Source organism: Streptomyces sp. NPDC091272 (assembly GCF_044757485.1).
Lineage (GTDB): Bacteria > Actinomycetota > Actinomycetes > Streptomycetales > Streptomycetaceae > Streptomyces.
The window spans coordinates 55,010-71,767 of the sequence record NZ_JBIVVC010000013.1 but is presented as its reverse complement, the minus strand read 5'-3'; the positions used below and the strand labels follow the sequence as shown (position 1 = coordinate 71,767).

20 protein-coding genes are annotated in these 16,758 nt (G+C 72.2%); 14 read left to right on the top strand and 6 right to left on the bottom strand.

What is annotated here, in order from left to right:
• Nucleotides 1-30: 30 nt before the first annotated feature.
• The gene (locus ACIQM4_RS29230) at nucleotides 31-726 is read right to left on the bottom strand and encodes a response regulator transcription factor (RefSeq protein ID WP_401597655.1); all 696 of its coding nucleotides are present in this window, start codon (nucleotides 724-726) and stop codon (nucleotides 31-33) included.
• An 87-nt stretch (nucleotides 727-813) separates the two neighbouring features.
• On the opposite strand from ACIQM4_RS29230, the gene ACIQM4_RS29225 reads away from it, so the two are divergent.
• The 3 genes from ACIQM4_RS29225 (at nucleotide 814) to ACIQM4_RS29215 (ending at nucleotide 3,713) form a co-directional block, all read left to right on the top strand.
• Nucleotides 814-1,437: a D-alanyl-D-alanine carboxypeptidase family protein gene (locus ACIQM4_RS29225; protein WP_401597653.1), complete on the top strand. Its 624-nt coding sequence runs from the start codon at nucleotides 814-816 to the stop codon at nucleotides 1,435-1,437.
• Nucleotides 1,438-1,508: 71 nt separating this feature from the next.
• Nucleotides 1,509-2,633 carry an endonuclease/exonuclease/phosphatase family protein gene (locus ACIQM4_RS29220; RefSeq protein WP_401597651.1) on the top strand — a complete coding sequence of 375 codons (1,125 nt, stop codon included), beginning with the start codon at nucleotides 1,509-1,511 and terminating at the stop codon, nucleotides 2,631-2,633.
• 402 nt (nucleotides 2,634-3,035) lie between these two features.
• Nucleotides 3,036-3,713, top strand: coding sequence for a DUF4232 domain-containing protein (locus tag ACIQM4_RS29215; protein WP_401597649.1), 678 nt, complete (start codon nucleotides 3,036-3,038; stop codon nucleotides 3,711-3,713).
• Between the two features lie 39 nt (nucleotides 3,714-3,752).
• On the opposite strand, the gene ACIQM4_RS29210 is transcribed toward ACIQM4_RS29215, so the two are convergent.
• Nucleotides 3,753-4,523, bottom strand: coding sequence for an SGNH/GDSL hydrolase family protein (locus tag ACIQM4_RS29210; protein WP_401597647.1), 771 nt, complete (start codon nucleotides 4,521-4,523; stop codon nucleotides 3,753-3,755).
• 387 nt (nucleotides 4,524-4,910) lie between these two features.
• Here ACIQM4_RS29210 and gvpO point away from each other — a divergent pair, with 387 nt between their 5' ends.
• From gvpO to ACIQM4_RS29155, 11 genes are all read left to right on the top strand, one after another.
• Nucleotides 4,911-5,240: a gas vesicle protein GvpO gene (gene gvpO, locus ACIQM4_RS29205; protein WP_401597645.1), complete on the top strand. Its 330-nt coding sequence runs from the start codon at nucleotides 4,911-4,913 to the stop codon at nucleotides 5,238-5,240.
• 39 nt (nucleotides 5,241-5,279) lie between these two features.
• Nucleotides 5,280-5,786 (top strand): gas vesicle structural protein GvpA, encoded by a 507-nt coding sequence (locus ACIQM4_RS29200; protein WP_401597642.1) that lies wholly within the window; start codon nucleotides 5,280-5,282, stop codon nucleotides 5,784-5,786.
• Between the two features lie 2 nt (nucleotides 5,787-5,788).
• Nucleotides 5,789-6,556, top strand: coding sequence for a GvpL/GvpF family gas vesicle protein (locus ACIQM4_RS29195; protein ID WP_401597639.1), 768 nt, complete (start codon nucleotides 5,789-5,791; stop codon nucleotides 6,554-6,556).
• A 1-nt stretch (nucleotide 6,557) separates the two neighbouring features.
• Nucleotides 6,558-6,803 carry a gas vesicle protein GvpG gene (locus tag ACIQM4_RS29190; RefSeq protein ID WP_401597637.1) on the top strand — a complete coding sequence of 82 codons (246 nt, stop codon included), beginning with the start codon at nucleotides 6,558-6,560 and terminating at the stop codon, nucleotides 6,801-6,803.
• Nucleotides 6,804-6,831: 28 nt separating this feature from the next.
• Nucleotides 6,832-8,496, top strand: a complete 1,665-nt coding sequence (locus ACIQM4_RS29185; RefSeq protein ID WP_401597635.1) for a hypothetical protein — start codon at nucleotides 6,832-6,834, stop codon at nucleotides 8,494-8,496.
• Between the two features lie 6 nt (nucleotides 8,497-8,502).
• Nucleotides 8,503-9,687, top strand: a complete 1,185-nt coding sequence (locus ACIQM4_RS29180) for an SRPBCC family protein (protein ID WP_401597633.1) — start codon at nucleotides 8,503-8,505, stop codon at nucleotides 9,685-9,687.
• Nucleotides 9,688-9,696: 9 nt separating this feature from the next.
• Nucleotides 9,697-10,125, top strand: coding sequence for a gas vesicle protein (locus ACIQM4_RS29175; protein ID WP_401597630.1), 429 nt, complete (start codon nucleotides 9,697-9,699; stop codon nucleotides 10,123-10,125).
• Nucleotides 10,125-11,108 (top strand): GvpL/GvpF family gas vesicle protein, encoded by a 984-nt coding sequence (locus ACIQM4_RS29170; RefSeq protein ID WP_401597627.1) that lies wholly within the window; start codon nucleotides 10,125-10,127, stop codon nucleotides 11,106-11,108. The genes ACIQM4_RS29175 and ACIQM4_RS29170 overlap by 1 nt, the downstream gene beginning before the upstream one ends.
• A complete protein-coding gene (locus tag ACIQM4_RS29165) occupies nucleotides 11,105-11,341 on the top strand; it encodes a gas vesicle protein (protein ID WP_401597625.1) in 237 nt (78 codons plus the stop codon). The genes ACIQM4_RS29170 and ACIQM4_RS29165 overlap by 4 nt, the downstream gene beginning before the upstream one ends.
• Nucleotides 11,338-11,619 (top strand): gas vesicle protein K, encoded by a 282-nt coding sequence (locus ACIQM4_RS29160; RefSeq protein ID WP_401597622.1) that lies wholly within the window; start codon nucleotides 11,338-11,340, stop codon nucleotides 11,617-11,619. Before ACIQM4_RS29165 ends, ACIQM4_RS29160 begins: the two co-directional genes overlap by 4 nt.
• Nucleotides 11,620-11,848: 229 nt before the next feature.
• Nucleotides 11,849-12,502: a phosphatase PAP2 family protein gene (locus ACIQM4_RS29155; protein ID WP_401597620.1), complete on the top strand. Its 654-nt coding sequence runs from the start codon at nucleotides 11,849-11,851 to the stop codon at nucleotides 12,500-12,502.
• Nucleotides 12,503-12,509: 7 nt separating this feature from the next.
• Here the strand turns inward: ACIQM4_RS29155 and ACIQM4_RS29150 are convergent, their stop codons facing one another.
• Genes ACIQM4_RS29150 through ACIQM4_RS29135 form a run of 4 tightly spaced genes read right to left on the bottom strand, consistent with a single transcriptional unit; the run spans nucleotide 12,510 to nucleotide 16,684 of the window.
• Nucleotides 12,510-13,916, bottom strand: coding sequence for a glutamate-1-semialdehyde 2,1-aminomutase (locus ACIQM4_RS29150; protein WP_401597618.1), 1,407 nt, complete (start codon nucleotides 13,914-13,916; stop codon nucleotides 12,510-12,512).
• 40 nt (nucleotides 13,917-13,956) lie between these two features.
• Entirely contained in the window at nucleotides 13,957-14,508 is a 552-nt protein-coding gene (locus tag ACIQM4_RS29145) for a dTDP-4-dehydrorhamnose 3,5-epimerase family protein (protein WP_401597615.1), read from the bottom strand.
• Complete coding sequence (locus ACIQM4_RS29140; protein WP_401597612.1) at nucleotides 14,505-15,740, bottom strand: polysaccharide pyruvyl transferase family protein; 1,236 nt, start codon at nucleotides 15,738-15,740, stop codon at nucleotides 14,505-14,507. Before ACIQM4_RS29140 ends, ACIQM4_RS29145 begins: the two co-directional genes overlap by 4 nt.
• A complete protein-coding gene (locus ACIQM4_RS29135) occupies nucleotides 15,737-16,684 on the bottom strand; it encodes a glycosyltransferase family 2 protein (RefSeq protein ID WP_401597609.1) in 948 nt (315 codons plus the stop codon). The genes ACIQM4_RS29140 and ACIQM4_RS29135 overlap by 4 nt, the downstream gene beginning before the upstream one ends.
• Between the last annotated feature and the right edge of the window lie 74 nt (nucleotides 16,685-16,758).

The following is a 16,758-nucleotide window of genomic DNA, read 5'->3' as shown; positions in this document are numbered from 1 at the left end:
GGGGCCCTGTCCACGTTCAGCCCGGGGGCCCTATCCACGGTCTGCTCCCGTGGACCCGGCCTGCGACGGCGTGGCGATGCGGTAGCCGACGCCCGGCACCGTGGTGATGACCCAGGGTTCGCCGAGCCGTTTGCGCAGGGCGGAGACGGTGATGCGTACGGCGTTGGTGAAGGGGTCGGCGTTCTCGTCCCACGCGCGCTCCAGGAGTTCCTCCGCGCTGACGACACCACCTTCGGCCGCGACGAGGACTTCGAGCACGGCGAACTGCTTGCGGGTCAGCGCGACATAGCGGTCGTCCCGGAAGACCTCCCGGCGGAACGGATCGAGCCGCAGACCCGCGATCTCCCGTACGGGGGGCCTGCTGTGGGCGCGCCTGCGGTCCAGGGCCCGCAGTCTGAGCGCGAGCTCCTGGAGTTCGAAGGGCTTCGTGAGGTAGTCGTCGGCGCCCAGTTCGAACCCGGACGCCTTGTCGTCGAGACGGTCGGCGGCGGTGAGCATGAGGATCGGCATGCCGCTGCCGGAGGCGACGATGCGTCTGGCGATCTCGTCCCCCGACGGACCGGGGACGTCCCGGTCGAGGACGGCGATGTCGTAGGTGTTGACGCTCAGCATCCGCAGCGCGCTGTCGCCGTCACCCGCGATGTCGGCGGCGATCGCCGCCAGGCGTAGGCCGTCGCGGATGGCTTCCGCCAGAAATGGCTCGTCCTCGACGATCAGTACACGCATGCCGAACAGGCTACGAGCCCGCGCATATCGTCCGCGTATCGAAAACCGCATACGTGCCGGGAACACGGCGCGGCCTTGACTTGCGGCATGAATCGAAACCCGCAATCGGCGCGGACGGGCGACCGCCGGATCCGTCAACTCCTGGTGGCAGTCCTGCTGACCCTCACGGCAGTGATCACCGCGGCACTCGTGCACCGGGCGCCGACGGCCCCGGCCGTGTCCGCCCCGGCCTCCCGCGACAAGCACCGGGGTCCGCCGGGCGAGTCGGACGGCGTCGTCCTCGGCGACGTGACGGTCTTCGACGACTCTCCGGCAGCGGTGGCCCGCCTCGATCCCGACCTGCTCCGGGCGCTGCGGCGGGCGGCGACCACCGCGGCCGACGCGGGTGTCGAGTTCCACGTCAACAGTGGCTGGCGTTCCCCGGAGTACCAGCGGGAGCTTCTGCGCAGAGCGGTTTCCGAGTACGGCTCCGAGCGCGAGGCCGCCCGCTGGGTGGCCACCGCGGAGACCTCGCCCCACGTGGCGGGGGACGCCGTCGACATCGGGCGCTCCGCCGCGACGGCCTGGTTGTCCCGGCACGGCGCCGCCCACGGCCTGTGCCAGATCTACCGGAACGAACCCTGGCACTACGAACTGCGCCCCGAGGCCGTCGACGGCCGCTGCCCGCAGATGTACGCCGACCCCACCCAGGACCCGAGGACACAGCAGTGACCGGCAACGAACGAGGACATGAGTCCGGCGATGAGCGAGGACATGAGAACGGCAACGAACGAGGACGGACGATGACACGGACGGACCCGGCGGACCCGGGCCCCGCGGCGGCGGTCGCTACCGCCGCCGCGGGGCCGGCGAGGGCTCCGAGCGCCGGAGGCGGGCCCACCGGCCCGCCCGGGACCGGACGGAGGGACGGCGTCCGCCGCGGCACCGGACCCGCCGCCCGCTCGGGCCCCTGGAGGCGCGGCCCCGGCCTCGTGGTGCTCGCGCTGCTGCTCGGACTGCTCCTCCTGCTGCACGGGCAGATCACGGATCTCGGGGGCCTCGGCAGTCTGGTCGAGAGCTTCCTGCCGTGGTTCGGCCTCAGCGTTCCCGTACTGCTGGCCGGGGCGCTGTGGCGCCGCTCCGCCGTCGCGGTGGTCGCGCTGCTGCTGCCGGTCACGGTGTGGCTGAGCCTGTTCGGCGGGCGGCTCCTCGACCACGCCGGCCCCGGCGGCGACCTCACCTTCGCCGGTCACAACGTCGACGCCGACAACCCCGACCCGGCAGGCACCGCCCGCGCCCTGGCCGCCGCCGGTGCGGACGTACTGGCGCTCCAGGAGATCACCGCGCGGGCCAGGCCGGTGTACGAGAAGGGGCTGGCGAAGGCGTACCCGTACCACGTGGTGCTGGGCACGGTCGGGCTGTGGAGCAAGCTGCCGCTGTCCGGGACCCGGCCGGTCGACACCAGGCAGGACGTCGGACCGCTGGGCGCCGCCAAGCCGGCCGAGGAAAAGCTCGTCGCCAACCGTGCGCTGCGGACCACCGTGACCACGAAGCACGGTCCGCTGGCGGTGTACGTGGCCCACCTGGGGTCCGTACGCGTCCTGCCCAGGAACGGCTTCTGGACCGAGACCCGGGACCGGAACGCGCAGGCGCTCGCCGAAGCCGTCGCCGCCGAGCGGAACGGGCGGGTGGTGCTGCTCGGCGACCTGAACGGCACCACCGACGACCGCGCGCTCGCCGGTCTGACTTCTCGGCTGCACCCGGTCCAGGACACGGCGGGCGACGGGTTCGGCTTCAGCTGGCCGTCGAGGTTCCCGGTCGCGCGGATCGATCACGTCCTGGTCCGCGGCGTGACGCCGAACAGCTCGTGGCTGCTGCCCGCCACCGGCAGCGACCATCTGCCGGTGATGGCCGCACTCAGCTGGTGACCAGGTGTCAGGCGCGGCCGGACGGGGTCCGGGTGGCGTGGTCCCCGACACTCGCCGAGGTCAAGGTCCGCCGGGTCACGGGTTCGTACCGGCGAGCGACAACCGGCAGCCGTTTCGAAAGGGCGGCATCGGCCGGCGGGATGACCGGCCGACGGCGGGCGGGAGCGGGCGGGAGAGGCAGCTGCGGGCGGGATGTGTCCGGCGGAGCCCGCCGCGTGTCCGGCGGTGCGTGTAACAGGGATGTATTAGCGGTCGACCGGGCGGAACGGTTCACCCGTCCCGGCGGGTCCTGATGATCAGAAACGCCGACCCGCACCGACCGGCCTGGCACCTTTCCGGAAGGCAGCACGGCGCCCCGGCCGGCACCACGGCACCTCCGAACCACACTGAGGAAAGATATCCATGCGCGTTCACAAGCTCTCCTTCGCCGCTGTGGCCCTCGCCGCGGGCCTCTCGCTCACGGCCTGCCAGAACGACGGGGACAGTGCCCGGAACGAGCCGTCGTCCGCCGCCACCGCGTCCGTGCCGGGCGCCGGTTCGGACCAGGCCGGTTCGGACCAGGGCGACGCGAAGGAGCCCTCCGGTTCCTCGGGGCAGGAGGCGTCCGGCAAGAGCTCCGGCGGCGGGTCCGCGGGCTCCGGCTCGGACGAGTCCACCAAGATCGGCAAATGCCGGACCGCCGACCTGGAGATCACCGCTACGGACAGCACCATCGGGGGCGACGCGGACAGGAGCGTGGCGGTGGAACTGCGGAACCACACCGGCCGGGAGTGCGCCATCTCCGGATACCCGGGGGTCGACCTGAAGACCGCGTCGGGCGCGCTGTCCGCGCAGCGCACGGGCCAGGAGACCACCCCCGGCACCCTCAAGCCCGGTGAGCAGGTGGCCTTCGGCATCAACTACCCGGAGAACACCTCGGGCGGCTCCGGCGTCCGTGTCACGGGGCTGGTGGTGACCCCGCCGGACGAGACGAAGTCGGTCACGCTCGCCTGGCCCGGCGCCGCCACGCTGCCGGTCACCGAGGGCGGCGGCTCCCCGGTCAAGGTCGGCCCGATCGGCAGCGCGGGCCAGGGCGGCTGAGGGACGGCGAGTGTGCCGTAGGCCGGTGGTGCGGCGGGGTCACGGCAGTTCGAGCCGCTCCGCCACCCGCCGGTAGATCGCCTCGTGTCCGGCGTCGTTCGGGTGGTAGCCGTCCGTGGTGTAGCCGCCGAACGCCGGCCGGCCCGCCGGCAGCCGGAGGGCGGTGCTGCCGTAGAGGTCGGCGCAGGGAACGTGGATACTGCCGTTCTCCGCGCAGACCTCACCGAGGATCCTGTCCCAGTACTCGACCCTGGACTCCGGGCGCGCCAGCCGGTTGCGGTTCCACCGGAGGTTGATGTCGCCCCAGACACCGAGCCCGACGACGACTGCGCCCGGGTTGGCGGCGGCCATCGCCGAGAACAGGGCGCGGGCCGCGGAGTAGGTGTCGTCCGGCGTGTACACGTATCTGCCGTCCCGTCGGGCGAGGCAGTCGTTGGAGCCGAGGCCGACCACGACCAGGTCGCACCCGAAGGGGACGGAGTCCGCTGTCCCCAGGCACGTCACTCCTTGTTCGTCCTGGGAGGTCGAGCCGTTGACGCGGGTGACCCGCCAGGTCTTCGCCAGCCGGGCCTGGAGCAACGCCGTCCACGACCTGGTGACGCTGGACGCGAAACTGCCCCGGCCCGTGATGCTGTCCCCGATGACGCCGTACCGCAGCGGCCGGCCGGGCGGGACCGGAACAGGCGCGCGCGTGGCGGGCAGGACCGGAACGGGCGCGCGCGTGGCGGGCGCGGCCGAACCGACCGGAAGGAACCTGGCGGAGCCGGTGAGAACCGCCGTGGTCAGCAGCGCCCGGCGGTCGAGGATCATCGGGCGGCCCTGACGGAGCCGGCCGGAGCAGACGCGCGGACCGCCGCGCCGGGGCGCGCCAGGGAACGAGACCGCGGCCACATGTGACGAGGACCTGGCAAGGCGTCACCCTCCGGGACAGTGATCGGAACAGAAGCACAATCGGCTCCCCAGACCTTGCCCCTGATCACCGTCCGGTCAATCGCTCCCTCATTCCAATGGGTGGGCGGGTGCGCCGGTACGCCGTGGCCGCTCCCGATGCCCGCCGGGCTCACTCGTCGGCCTCCGTCCCGCGGGGCGTGGAGGCCCCCGACGGCCACCGGGCCGGGTTGTGCTCCGCCCCCGGCGGCAACCCGTCCGGCCTATTCCCCCGCGCCGTGGCACCGGGGCTGGTCAACAGTGGTCCGTATGACGGAGTCACGCTCGCCACGCACTCGGAGTGCACCGCGCCGGTCCGCTTCCAAGAGCTCCGGCCGCAGCGCTCCGGACCTCCGGGAACTGGTCGCCGAAGCCTGCCGCACGCTGACGGAACTCATCGGACACCGCGCCGAGGGCGTTTCCGCCGTCTGCCCGACCGAGGACGGCGGCCACCTCGTCTCGGTCGACGTGCTGGAGGTCTCGCGCATCCCGGACACCACCAGCCTCCTGGCCACCTACGAGGTGGAGTTGGACGCGGATGGACGACTGACGCAGTACCGGAGAGTCCGCCGCTACCGACGCGGCTGGGCCGACGGCTGAGGCGCCATCCGCGCGCCGCCGAAAGGAAACGAGTCCCGCATGACCATCTACAGCGAGGAAACCGTCGCGTGCGCACCGCGCGCGGGCACGCTCTACGACGTACTGGAACTCATTCTCGACCGCGGCATGGTCATCGACGTCTTCGTGCGGGTGTCCCTGGTCGGCATCGAGATCCTGAAGATCGACGCGCGGATCGTGATCGCCTCGGTGGACACCTATCTGCGCTTCGCCGAGGCCTGCAACCGTCTCGACCTGGAACACGATTCGCGGAGCAAGACCGTCCCCGAGCTGTTCGGCGGCGGCGCGGTCAAGTCGATGGGCAAGGCGGGCGCGAAGAAGGCCGCGTCGTCCCTCGGCGACAAGGTCAAGGACACCCTGGGCATCGACTCGGGCTCCGACGACGAGGACGAAGGCGACGAGAGCGACGAGTCGTCCAGGCCACGCCGCCGCACCGCCTCCGCCCGTACCCCTTCCCGCTCCCGCAGCGGGTCCCGCGACGGACAGCGCTCCCGCTCCCGCCGCCGTGACGAAGACGAAGAGGAATGACCGTGGCGCAACCGACCGACCTTCCCTGCCTGTACGTGTACGCCATCACGGCCTCGGAGACCGCCCTGCCCGTCGACTGTCCGGGGGTGGGGGACGAGAACGCGCGCGTCCGGGCACTGCACCGGGACGGACTCGCCGCCGTCGTGAGCCCGCTGACCGCCCGCCCCCGGGCCCGGAGGCGGGACCTGCGCGCACACCAGGAGGTCCTCGCCGTACTGGCCGCCCGCGGCCCGGTGCTGCCCATGCGCTTCGGGGTGATCGCCCCCGACGAGCAGAGTGTCCTGGCGGAACTGGGCGCGGAACGCGAGGCACGCCTCGCCTCGCTGGAGCGGCTGACCGGCAAGGCCGAGTGGAACGTCAAGGGCGTCCCCGACCCCGACGCCCTCCCGAACCTCCTGCGCGAGGACGCGGAACTGCGCGCGCTGCGTGAGAGCACTCGCAGACGCCCGGGTTACGAGGCGAGCGTCCGGCTGGGTGAGGCGGTGGCGGCCGGACTGCAGCACCGGGCCGAACAGGCCGCGTCCAAGGTGCTGAGCGCCCTGCGCCCGCTCGCCGCCGAGTCCTGCGAGGGCCGCGAGGTGGGCGGGGGCGCCCTCAACGCCTCCTTCCTGGTGGCGCACGAGGCCGAGGCGGACTTCCGGGCGGCAGCGGGACGGCTCGCCGCCGAACAGGCGGGCCGCATCGTACTGACGGTCACCGGTCCGCTGCCCTGCTACAGCTTCGTCTCCTCCCAGTTCACCGGGGTCACGCCCGTGGGCGCGAGTTCCTGACGTGGGCCTGATCAGCGGCATTCTGCTGCTGCCGCTGGCCCCGGTGCGCGGCGTCGGCTGGGTGGCCGACCGGCTGATCGAGGCGGCCGACGCCGAACTCCATGACCCGGACGTGGTCCGGGCCAGGCTGGCCGCGCTCAACGAAGCACTGGACTTGGGAGAGATCGACCTCGATCAATTCGAGCGTGAGGAGGAGAAGTTGCTCGATCTGTTGGAGCGGCGCTCCCACGTCTCGCCGTCCGGATGACACCGAACCGACCCAGGGAATCTTCCTCATGAACGAGACCAGCAGAATCGCCCTCGGCGCGGCCGTCGCGGGCGGCTACCTCCTCGGCCGTACCAAGAAGGCCAAGTTCGCCTTCGCGGTGGGCTCCTACCTGGCGGGCCGCAAGTTCGGCCTGTCGCCGCAGGAACTGTTGAGCCAGGGCGTGCAGAAGCTGCGCGAGACGCAGCAGTTCGCGGACCTGAGCGAACAGGTCAAGGGCGAGCTGATGGACGCGGGGCGTTCGGCGCTCACCGCGGCGAAGGACCGCCGGCTCAGCTCGCTCGCGGACAAGCTCCAGGAGCGCACCGCGTCGCTGCGTTCCTCGTCCGAGCGGGACGGGGACGGGGGTGGCGACGGGCCGCAGGACGACGAGGACGACGACGACCGCCCCGAGGACACGGAGGCAGAGGACGCGGAGTCCGACGACACGGACGAAGAGGCGGACGACGAGGACGAGGACGACCGCGACGCGGAGCCCGAGGACGACTGGGACGACGAGGACGAGTACGAGGACGACGCCGAGGACTCCGACGAGCAGGACGACGACGAGTCCGACGACGACGCCGAGGACGACGAGCCCGAGGACGACGAGTTCGCGGACGAGGACGACGAGGGCCTGGAAGGCGACGACGACGAGGACGACGCCGACGAGCAGGCGGACGACGACGATGCCGAGGAAGACGCGCCGCCGCCCCGTCGTCGCCAGTCGCGCGGCAGTTCCACGCCGGCCCGTGGCGAGCAGTCCCGCCGTGACCAGGCCCACCGGTCACCGTCTCGCAGGCACTCGGACCGGGAGCGTTCGGCGCCTTCGTCGAGCGGCAAGCAGGCTCCCGCGAAGAAGGCCGCCGCGAAGACCGCGACGAAGCGTGAGCCCGCGAGGAAGCCGAGCTCCGGGAAGTCCGCGCCGCGCAAGGCGGACAAGGGAGCGTCCGGCCGACCGTCGGCAGCGGGCCGGTCCTCCCCGGGGGAATCCAACAGCCGGACACAGGAGCCGCGTACGTCCGAGAGGTCGGCCCCGGCCAGTAACTCCGCCCCGGCCAAGAAGTCGGCGCCGGCCAAGAAGTCGGCGCCCGCGAAGAAGGCCGCTCCGGCCAAGAGGTCGGCGCCCGCTCAGGCGTCGGCTCCGGCCAGCAGGTCCGCACCGGCCAAGAAGGCCGCCCCCGCGAAGAAGGCCGCTCCGGCGAAGAAGTCGGCGAGCGGGAGGGCATCGTCCGCCGGGCAGGCGGCGCCCGCCAAGAAGGCTGCTGCGGCCAAGAAGGCAGCTCCGGCCGGCAGGACATCAGCGCCGAGTTCGAGTGGCACGGCACCCGCCAAGAAGGCGTCGGCCAAGAAGGCATCGCCCTCGAAGCAGACGGGCACGAAGCCGGCGGCCACGAAGCAGGCATCCGCCCGTAAGACGGCGGCGCCGGCCAAGAAGGCGGCGGCCAAGAAGACCGCGCCGGCCAAGAAGGCGGCGGCGAAGAAGACCGCGCCGGCCAAGAAGACCGCGCCCGCCAAGAAATCGGCGGCGAAGAAGACCACGCCGTCGTCCCGGCAGGGTGCTCCCGCGAAGAAGGCGGCCTCGAAGGGCACGGCCGCACGAAGCACGACAGCGAAAAGAACGACCGCGAAGAAGACCGGAGCGGCCAAGAGGACGTCCGGGCAGTCCACGTCGCGCTCCAGGCAGCGGAGGTAGCCGGTCATGGCTGAAGACAAGCGCAGTGCGAACGACAGCAGGAGCGGCGACGACGGTGGCAAGGGAGGCGGCGAGGAGTCCGGCATGGACCGGCTCCGCAGCGAAGTCACCGACTTTCTCGGCGCCCAGGCCCAGAACCTGACCGACCGCGCGGGCGACGCCCTGAGTGGCCTCACCGACAAGCTGAAGGACGCGGCGGAGAACGGCGGCACCCTGCCGCGCATCGGGTCCAAGGTGCTGGGCGGCGACTCCCCGATGAAGGCCGCCGTGACGGAGAAGGCCAAGGACCTCAAGGACAACGTGGTCGGCAAGGCCAAGGACGTGTTCGGCGGCGGCGGCGGAGGGGGTGGTGGCGGTGGCGGCAGCAAGGTCACCAACATCGTGGAAACCGCCGACGTCGGGGTGCCGTTGCGCACCGTGTACGACCAGTGGACGCAGTTCGAGGAGTTCAGCAGCTTCACCAAGGGCGTCCGCAGCGTCTCGAAGTCGGACGAGCTGAGTTCGGACTGGAAGCTCAAGGTCGGCCCTTCCAGCCGGAGCTGGAAGGCGACGGTCCAGGAACAGGTGCCCGACGAGAAGATCGTCTGGACCTCCGAGGGCGCCAAGGGCAGCACCCGCGGCTCCGTCACGTTCCACGAACTCGCGCCCTCGTTGACACGCATCGTCCTGGTCGTCGAGTACTACCCGGCCGGTTTCTTCGAGAAGACCGGCAACATCTGGCGGGCCCAGGGCCGCCGCCTGCGACTCGACCTCAAGCACTTCGTCCGGTACGTGACGCTGAACGCGGACGAGGACGTGGAGGGATGGCGCGGCGAGGTCCGCGACGGCGAGGTCGTGCGCTCCCACGAGGAGGGGCTGGACGACGACGACTACGACGACGACGGCGAGCCCTACGACGAAGAGGGCGACGAGTCCGACGACGACGAGTCCGATGACGACGACGAGTCCGATGACGACGACGAGTCCTACGACGACGAGGACGACGAGGACTCCGAGGGCGACGACGAGGACGACGACGAGGACGACGACGAGGACGAGGACGACGAGTACGACGACGCGGACCAGGAGGACGAGGGCGACGAGTACGACGACGACGCCTATGACGACGAGGACGGGGACGCCGACGAGGACGACGCCGACGAGGACGCCGACGACGAGGACGCCGACGAGCGTCCCGCCCGAAGGCGGTGACCGGAAGCCATGACCGACCTCGACACCTGGCGCACCCCGTCCGCCCCAGCGTCCTCGGGCCCGTCCAGCGGCAGCCTCGCGGACATCCTCGAACGAGTGCTGGACAAGGGCATCGTCATCGCCGGTGACATCAAGATCGAGCTGCTGGACATCGAGCTGCTCACCATTCGCCTGCGGCTGTTCATCGCCTCCGTCGACACGGCGCGCAAGGCCGGCATCGACTGGTGGGAGACCGATCCCGCGCTCTCCTCCCGCGCCGCCCGCGACGATCTCCGCGAGGAGAACAAGCAGTTGCGGGAGCGCCTGGAACGGCTCGAAGGGCTTGAGGGCGCCGACGCGGCCGACAGTGACGACCACCCGCACACCGCGTGGGACCGCGTCACCAAGGAGGGCCGTCGCAGCAGTGGCAGCCGCAAGACAGAGGAGAGACCCCGCTGATGACCGGGACACCCCCCACCGACCGGACCGCCGTCTGTGTGTTCGCCGTACGCCGCGGCAGGGGTCCTGAGCTGCCGTCGCACCTCTCCGGTCACGACGGCGGCGGCCCCCTGCGGCTTCTTCCGGTCGGCGCCCTGTGGGCGGTGGTCCAGGACGTCCCGGCCGACGCGTACGGCGAACAGGCGCTGCACGGCCGGCTGTCCGAACCGCAGACCCTGGAGCGCTGTGTACGCGCCCACCACGAGGTGGTCACCGCCTTCGCCGCGCGGGGCTGCGCCGTCCCGCTGCCGCTGGCCACGCTCTTCCACTCGCAGGAACGAGCGAAGGCGACCCTCGTCGAGAACGCCCCGCGCTTCGAACGCACTCTGGCACGCATCGCGGGCCGTACGGAGTGGGCCGTCAAGGTCAACCTGATCTCCAAGGGCGGCCCGGCGGAGAGCGACGGGCCCGCGGGCGGTGGAGACAGGCCTGTCGCGGGCGGCGGCCCGGCCGACGGCGACGACACGCCCCGGCCCACCGGCCGCGCCTACCTCACCCGCCTGCGAGGCCGCCAGCAGGACCGCGAGAGCCGCAGGGAGCGCGCCGTACGGGCGGCGGAACTGCTGGACCGGGCGGTTCTCTCGCTCGCCGACGGCACGGTGCGACGACGGCCGCACGGCACCGAGATCACCGGCCGGGACCGCACCCAGATCATGAACACCGCCTACCTGGTGCCCGAGGACCACGGTAGGCGACTCGCCGAGCTTCTGGAACAGCTGCGCGCCGAGCCGGAGTTCATGGACACCGAGCTGGAGGTCACCGGGCCGTGGGTGCCCTACTCGTTCGTCGACCCGACCGGTTTCACGGAAGTAGCCGGGAACCGCGCCGGCCCACCCGGAGCAGACACCGCGGCCCGAGAGCACGGGGCCGCCGCGGCGGACCCGGATCACGGATCCGCCCAGGCTGCCCGGGAGCACGGATCCACGGTAGGGAGTCACTCATGACCGTCCACACCACGTCCCAGCCGGTGGCCTGGCAGGGCCCCGACAGCGGAGCGCCCATCGGCGTACCCCTGGTCGACCTGCTCGACAGGGTGCTCGCCACCGGCGTCGTCGTCAGCGGCGACCTGGTCATCGCCATCGCCGAGGTACCCCTCGTACGCATCTCACTGCACGCCCTGCTGGCGTCCGTGAGCGAACGGGTGCCCGCGCCGTGGGCCGACGGGGGGCCGCTGTGAGCACCAGCGCACGTCTCGACCTGGACCCGGACGCGGTCGGGCGGGACCTGGCGTCCCTGGTTCTGACGGTCGTGGAACTGCTCCGTCAGCTCATGGAACGCCAGGCGGTCCGGCGCTTCGACACCGGCGAGCTGACGGAGGAGCAGGAGGAGCGGGTGGGCACAGCCCTGATGCTGCTCGACGAACGCATGACCGACCTCTGCGAGCGCCACGGGCTGCGCCGCGAGGACCTGAACCTGGACCTGGGGCCGCTCGGCTCGCTCCTCCCGTACGACTGACCGCCGCGCCGGCGGTGGTGAGGTGGCACGGCCGGGGCCGGTTTGTCCGAGCGGCCTGTTGGTTAGGTTGCCTGGTGGTACCCGATTCCGTCGCTCCCGGACGGGAGCGGGTGTGGCAAGCCGTGCGGGCGGGACCGTCGTGCGCGTGAGGATCTTGGGGGTGCGGTATCGCGGCAGCGGTGAGTGATCCTGCGACAACCGGGCCGGCGTGCCCGGACGAGGTGGCCGGGTGAGCGGCCGGCCGGTGGACGCCGCGCTGCCCACCGCGGTGCGGGTGTGGCTGGGACCGGGCGCGGTCCTCGCCGCGCTGGTGGTCGCCGCGGTCGGGATCCGGTACGCGGACCGCGACAGGCCGGGCGCGGTGGACTCGTGGCTCCGGCCGTCGGAACCAGGAGCGAGGTCACCGTGGCGGCACGCCGCCCTGGCCGCGGACTTCCTGGGGGAGCCCGTGGGAGCGGCGGCTCTGGTCCTGGCCGCCGTGACGGGCTGTCTGCTGCTTCGGCGGCCTCGCGCGGCAGTGCTCGTCGTCGCGGGCGCCGGCCTGGCGGTCGCGACGACCAGGCTGCTCAAGCACGTGGTGGGACGCACCATCCACGGCGGCAACCTCTCCTACCCGAGCGGACACACTGCCTTCCTCACCGCGCTGGCCCTGTCCGTCGCGCTGCTCGTGGCCGGTCGGTTCGGGCTCGGCGGGGCGGTCGCCACCCTGCTCGTGCTCGGTGCCGCGCTGATCGCCGGCGCCGCCATGGGCTGGGCACAGGTGGCTTTGGGCGCGCACTACCCGACCGACGCCCTCGGCGGCTGGTGCACGGCGCTGGCGGTGACGCCGGCCGCCGGCTGGCTGATCGACAGGACGGCCGACGCCCGGCGGCCCGGACGCTGACCACGTCTCACACCGAGCGGCGGAACACCGGCTTCACCGGGCGCCCCGCCAGCCACGGGGAGGGATCGCCTGCGTCCAGCGCCTTGCGGTACACCGCACACGCCTGGGCCACGACGTCGACGGTGCGGTCGATGTCGGTGTCGTCGATGGCGCTGCTCACCACGAACGAGGGGGCGAGCACCCCGCCCGCGAGGAGCTGGCGCAGGAACAGGGTGCGGTAATGCTGGGAGGGCTGCCCGTGCTCGTCCAGGGTCGCGAAGACCAGGTTGCTGGCCCGGCCCCGGACCACCAGGTGGTCGCCGACACCCGCGCCGGCCGCGGCGGCGCGGACACCGGTGGCCAACCGCGCGCCGAGGGCGTGCAGTTGATCGGTGATCGCCTCCTCGACGTAGGTGGTCTGGACGGCTGCCGCAGCCGCCAGGGAGTGGGTCTCCGCGCCGTGCGTGGTGGACAGCAGGAACACCCGCTCGCCACCGTGGCGCAGCCCGCCCCACTCCATCAGTTCGCGGCGCCCGGCCAGCGCGGAGACGGCGAACCCGTTGCCCAGCGCCTTGCCGAACGTGGACAGGTCGGGGACCACGCCGTACAGCCCCTGTGCGCCCGCCTCCGACCAGCGTAGGCCGGTGATCATCTCGTCGAAGATCAGCACGCAGCCGTGCCGGTCGGCCAGTTCGCGCAGGCCCGCGAGGTATCCGGCAGCGGGACTCTCGTCGCCCGGATGGGGGCGGGCGTCGGGGGAGGGCTCGGTGTGGCCGACGGGTTCGAGGATCAGGCAGGCGATCTCGCCCCGGTACCGGTCGAGCAGTTGCTCGGTGACGGCCAGGTCACCGTAGGGGAAGGACACGGTCAGCTCCGCGGTCGCCGCCGGGATGCCCGCGGACATCGGGGTGGTGGCGATGAACCAGTCGTCGACCGAGAAGAACGGCTGGTCACCGCAGACGGCCACGCGCGCGCGGCCGGTGACGGCGCGGGCGAGTCGCACCGCGGCGGTGGTGACGTCGGAGCCGTTCTTCGCGAACTTCACCATCTCGGCGGTCGGCACCGTGGCGAGGAAACGCTCCGCCGCCTCGATCTCCACGACGGACGGCCGGACGAAGTTCGAGCCGCGCTCCAGCTCCCTTCGCACCGCTTCGAGGACGCGGGGGTGGGCATGGCCCAGGCTGACCGAACGCAGCCCGGAGCCGTACTCGACGTAACGGTTGCCGTCGAGGTCCCACACATGGGCGCCCCGGCCGTGGCTGATGACCGGGGCCAGGTGCTCGGGGTACTGGTCGTCGCCCTTGGCGTAGGTGTGCGCGCCGCCGGGGATCAGGGCGTGCAGGCGTTCGTTGGCCAGCCTGGACCTGGGCAGGGCGAACCCGCCGGCGCCCGTTCCCGTTTCCTCGCCGCCCACTCCTGGCCCGTCGACGTCCACTGCCTCTGCGTCTCTTTCCGCTGCCCGGTCCACGTCGGCCTCAGCTCTCTTTCTGCTTCAGTGCCTCGGCGAGGCTCGGCGCCTCCCGGTCGCGCCGGGACATCGAAGTGGGCGGCAGCGGCCAGGGGATGGCGAGATCGGGGTCGTCGAAGGCGATGGTGACGTCCTCGGCCGGGTCGTGCGGCCGGTCGATCCGGTACGAGGTGTCGGCCGTGCTGGTGAGAGCCTGGAAGCCGTGCGCGCAGCCCGCCGGGATGTAGAGGGTCGCCTGCGTCTCGTCGGACAGTTCGAGGAGGGCCCGGTGGAGGTAGGTCGGCGAGGACGGCCGCAGGTCCACGACGACGTCGAAGATCCTCCCGTACGAACACCGCACCAGCTTGGCCTCGCCCGCGCCGGAGCGCAGGTGCAGCCCGCGCAGCACCCCCCTGGCTGAGCGGGACACGCTGTCCTGGACGAAGGAGTACGGGTCGAGGCCCACCGAGCGGATCACCTCGGCGTCGAAGGTACGGCAGAAGAAGCCGCGTTCGTCGGCATGCGGCGTCGAGGCGAAGAGGTACGCGCCGTCGATCTCCGGGACTTCGGTCGCTCTCATGTCTTCTCCCGTGAGGTGTGGGCGCGGTCCGCGGCCGGGAAGAGGGCCGTGGTCAAGGCGGCGAACTGGTCGCGGAGCTGGTCCGCGACGACCAGGTTCCGTGTGGCGAGGACGCGGCGCAGCTCCGTCGACCGCTTCTCCAACTCGCGGAACTGAGCCAGCAGTTGGTCGGGGTCGACGTCGCGGGCCGGGTGCCGGAACGCGCCCAGGCCCATCCGGTCCATGAGAGCGTCGCTCTTCGCGGCATAGCTGAGGGCGAGCGTCGGCGTGCCGACCCGCAGCGCACAGACCAGGTTGTGATAGCGGGTGGCCACCACGGCCTCGGCGGTGGCCATCTCCTCCATCAGCCCCGTCAGCGAGGAGGTTTCGGCGGCGGAGACCAGAGGGGAGTCGACCGCGTCGAGGATCGCGGCGACCACCGGCCGGTCGACGTCGTCGCCGGTGAGCAGCCGGACCCGCCTGCCCTCCCCGGCGAGCGCGCGGACGAATCGGGTCGTCCCTTCGAGGTAGCGTCGATGGATCTCCTCGGCCCGAGCACGGTCCTCGTTGCTGCCGTGGAAGGCCATGACACCGACGCAGACGCTGCCCGGCGGTCCGGACCTCACGCCCGGTGGCGGCGCCGGCAGGGCGAAGGCGAGGTCCGGAAAGACCTCGTCCCGCGCGGTGTCCACGCCCATCGCCCGCATCGCGTCGCGGGACAGGTCGTCGCGGTAGGACCGGTAAGCGGCCAGCCGCGCCGACCATCGCACCAGGGCCCGGGTCGCCGGGTCGCTGATCGCGTCGGCACCGACACCGACCAGCGCGACCGGGGTGTGCAGCAGCCGGCCGCTCGCGCAGAGCAGGAACAGCGCGTACGGGAAACCCCAGGGCCGCAGCGGCAACGTGGCCTCCAGGACGCCCATGCCCGGCACGATCACCACGTCGTGCCGGCGCACCCAGGCCGCGGTCCGCACGGCGTCGACGAGTTTGCCCAGGCCCTTCGCCGCGATCGCACCCGCCCGGGAAGCGGTCCGGTACTCGCCGCGGTACCGGTGCAGCCGGACGGCGGGAATCCCGAAGCGGGCCGCGACCACGTCCGGACCGCCGCACAGCCCGTCCACGACCGCGTCAGGATGTGCGGCGCGGAGGTGGTTCAGCAGGGCCTCCAGCGAGCCGTCGTTGCCGAGGTTGCCGGAGCCGAGCAGGCCGAACACCCCCACCCGCGGGGGAGTTCGGCGGGCGGTGGACGTCATCCCAGCCGCCCCTCACGCCCGGCCACGAGCGCGTCGACGGACACGGCACGCAGCGCCGTGTCGACCGGGGTGCGGTCCTCCACCCGCTCGCCCGCGCCCGGCCTGGCCCGGCTGGCCAGCCACGCGGCCAGATGGCGGTAGCACGCGCCCCGGTCCGCAGCGGACAGCGGCGCCCGGCGGATCGCCGCGACGAAGCCCGCGACGTACTCGGCGAGCAGCCGGGGAGTGGGGTGCAGCAGGCCCGCCCGGCGCGGGTCCAGATTGACGCACCGGGAGCGCTTGGAGGGGTTCGCCCGCTCGGCGCGGGTGGGGTGGTCGCGGCGGAAGTACAGGAGCTCCGGCACCTGGTGGAAGGGACCGTGCAGACCGATCTCCGCGACGAACGTGCGGTCGGCGTGGTGGTAGCTGTCGTGCGGCTTCACCCGGCGCAGCACGTCGGCCCGCATCACCCCGTAGAAGTCGTCACCGCCGGGCTCGAAGAGCATGCTGCGGAAGCGCTCGGGGGCGCGCGGCGAGTCGGTGGCCAGGGTGTAGTCGTAGGGGACCTTCACCTGGCCGTCCTCGTCGATGACCGCCTGGTGGGCGTGCGCGAGAATCACGTCCGGACGCTCGTCCAGGGCCTCCACGCAGCGCCGGAGCAGGTCCCGGGCGTACAGGTCGTCGTGCGAGGCCCACTTGAACAGCTCGCCACGGCACTCGGTGAACACGTAGTTGTGGTTGGGCGCCGCTCCGATGTTCCTCGACAGCCGGATGTACCGGATGCGGGGGTCCCGTGCGGCGTACTTGCGGCAGATCTCCTGCGTCCCGTCGTTCGACGCGTTGTCGGAGACGACCAGTTCGAAGTCCTGGTAGGTCTGGCCGAGCAGGGCGTCGAGCGCCTCGGCGAGGTACTCCTCGCCGTTGTACACGGGCAGTCCGATGCTGAGCCGGGGTTGGGCGGCCATGGCGTCCTCACTTCGCGGATGGGGGAGACGGCGGTGTTCTGGTGACGCGGACGGAACGGGAGGGTTCTCGGGCT

Excerpts from the sequence above, each read along its gene's own strand:
- ACIQM4_RS29230 (WP_401597655.1), bottom strand. The coding sequence starts at position 726 with ATGCGTGTACTGATCGTCGAGGACGAGCCATTTCTGGCGGAAGCCATC.
- ACIQM4_RS29225 (WP_401597653.1), top strand. The coding sequence starts at position 814 with ATGAATCGAAACCCGCAATCGGCGCGGACGGGCGACCGCCGGATCCGT.
- ACIQM4_RS29220 (WP_401597651.1), top strand. The coding sequence starts at position 1,509 with ATGACACGGACGGACCCGGCGGACCCGGGCCCCGCGGCGGCGGTCGCT.
- ACIQM4_RS29215 (WP_401597649.1), top strand. The coding sequence starts at position 3,036 with ATGCGCGTTCACAAGCTCTCCTTCGCCGCTGTGGCCCTCGCCGCGGGC.
- ACIQM4_RS29210 (WP_401597647.1), bottom strand. The coding sequence starts at position 4,523 with ATGATCCTCGACCGCCGGGCGCTGCTGACCACGGCGGTTCTCACCGGC.
- gvpO (WP_401597645.1), top strand. The coding sequence starts at position 4,911 with ATGACGGAGTCACGCTCGCCACGCACTCGGAGTGCACCGCGCCGGTCC.
- ACIQM4_RS29200 (WP_401597642.1), top strand. The coding sequence starts at position 5,280 with ATGACCATCTACAGCGAGGAAACCGTCGCGTGCGCACCGCGCGCGGGC.
- ACIQM4_RS29185 (WP_401597635.1), top strand. The coding sequence starts at position 6,832 with ATGAACGAGACCAGCAGAATCGCCCTCGGCGCGGCCGTCGCGGGCGGC.
- ACIQM4_RS29180 (WP_401597633.1), top strand. The coding sequence starts at position 8,503 with ATGGCTGAAGACAAGCGCAGTGCGAACGACAGCAGGAGCGGCGACGAC.
- ACIQM4_RS29175 (WP_401597630.1), top strand. The coding sequence starts at position 9,697 with ATGACCGACCTCGACACCTGGCGCACCCCGTCCGCCCCAGCGTCCTCG.
- ACIQM4_RS29170 (WP_401597627.1), top strand. The coding sequence starts at position 10,125 with ATGACCGGGACACCCCCCACCGACCGGACCGCCGTCTGTGTGTTCGCC.
- ACIQM4_RS29165 (WP_401597625.1), top strand. The coding sequence starts at position 11,105 with ATGACCGTCCACACCACGTCCCAGCCGGTGGCCTGGCAGGGCCCCGAC.
- ACIQM4_RS29145 (WP_401597615.1), bottom strand. The coding sequence starts at position 14,508 with ATGAGAGCGACCGAAGTCCCGGAGATCGACGGCGCGTACCTCTTCGCC.
- ACIQM4_RS29140 (WP_401597612.1), bottom strand. The coding sequence starts at position 15,740 with ATGACGTCCACCGCCCGCCGAACTCCCCCGCGGGTGGGGGTGTTCGGC.
- ACIQM4_RS29135 (WP_401597609.1), bottom strand. The coding sequence starts at position 16,684 with ATGGCCGCCCAACCCCGGCTCAGCATCGGACTGCCCGTGTACAACGGC.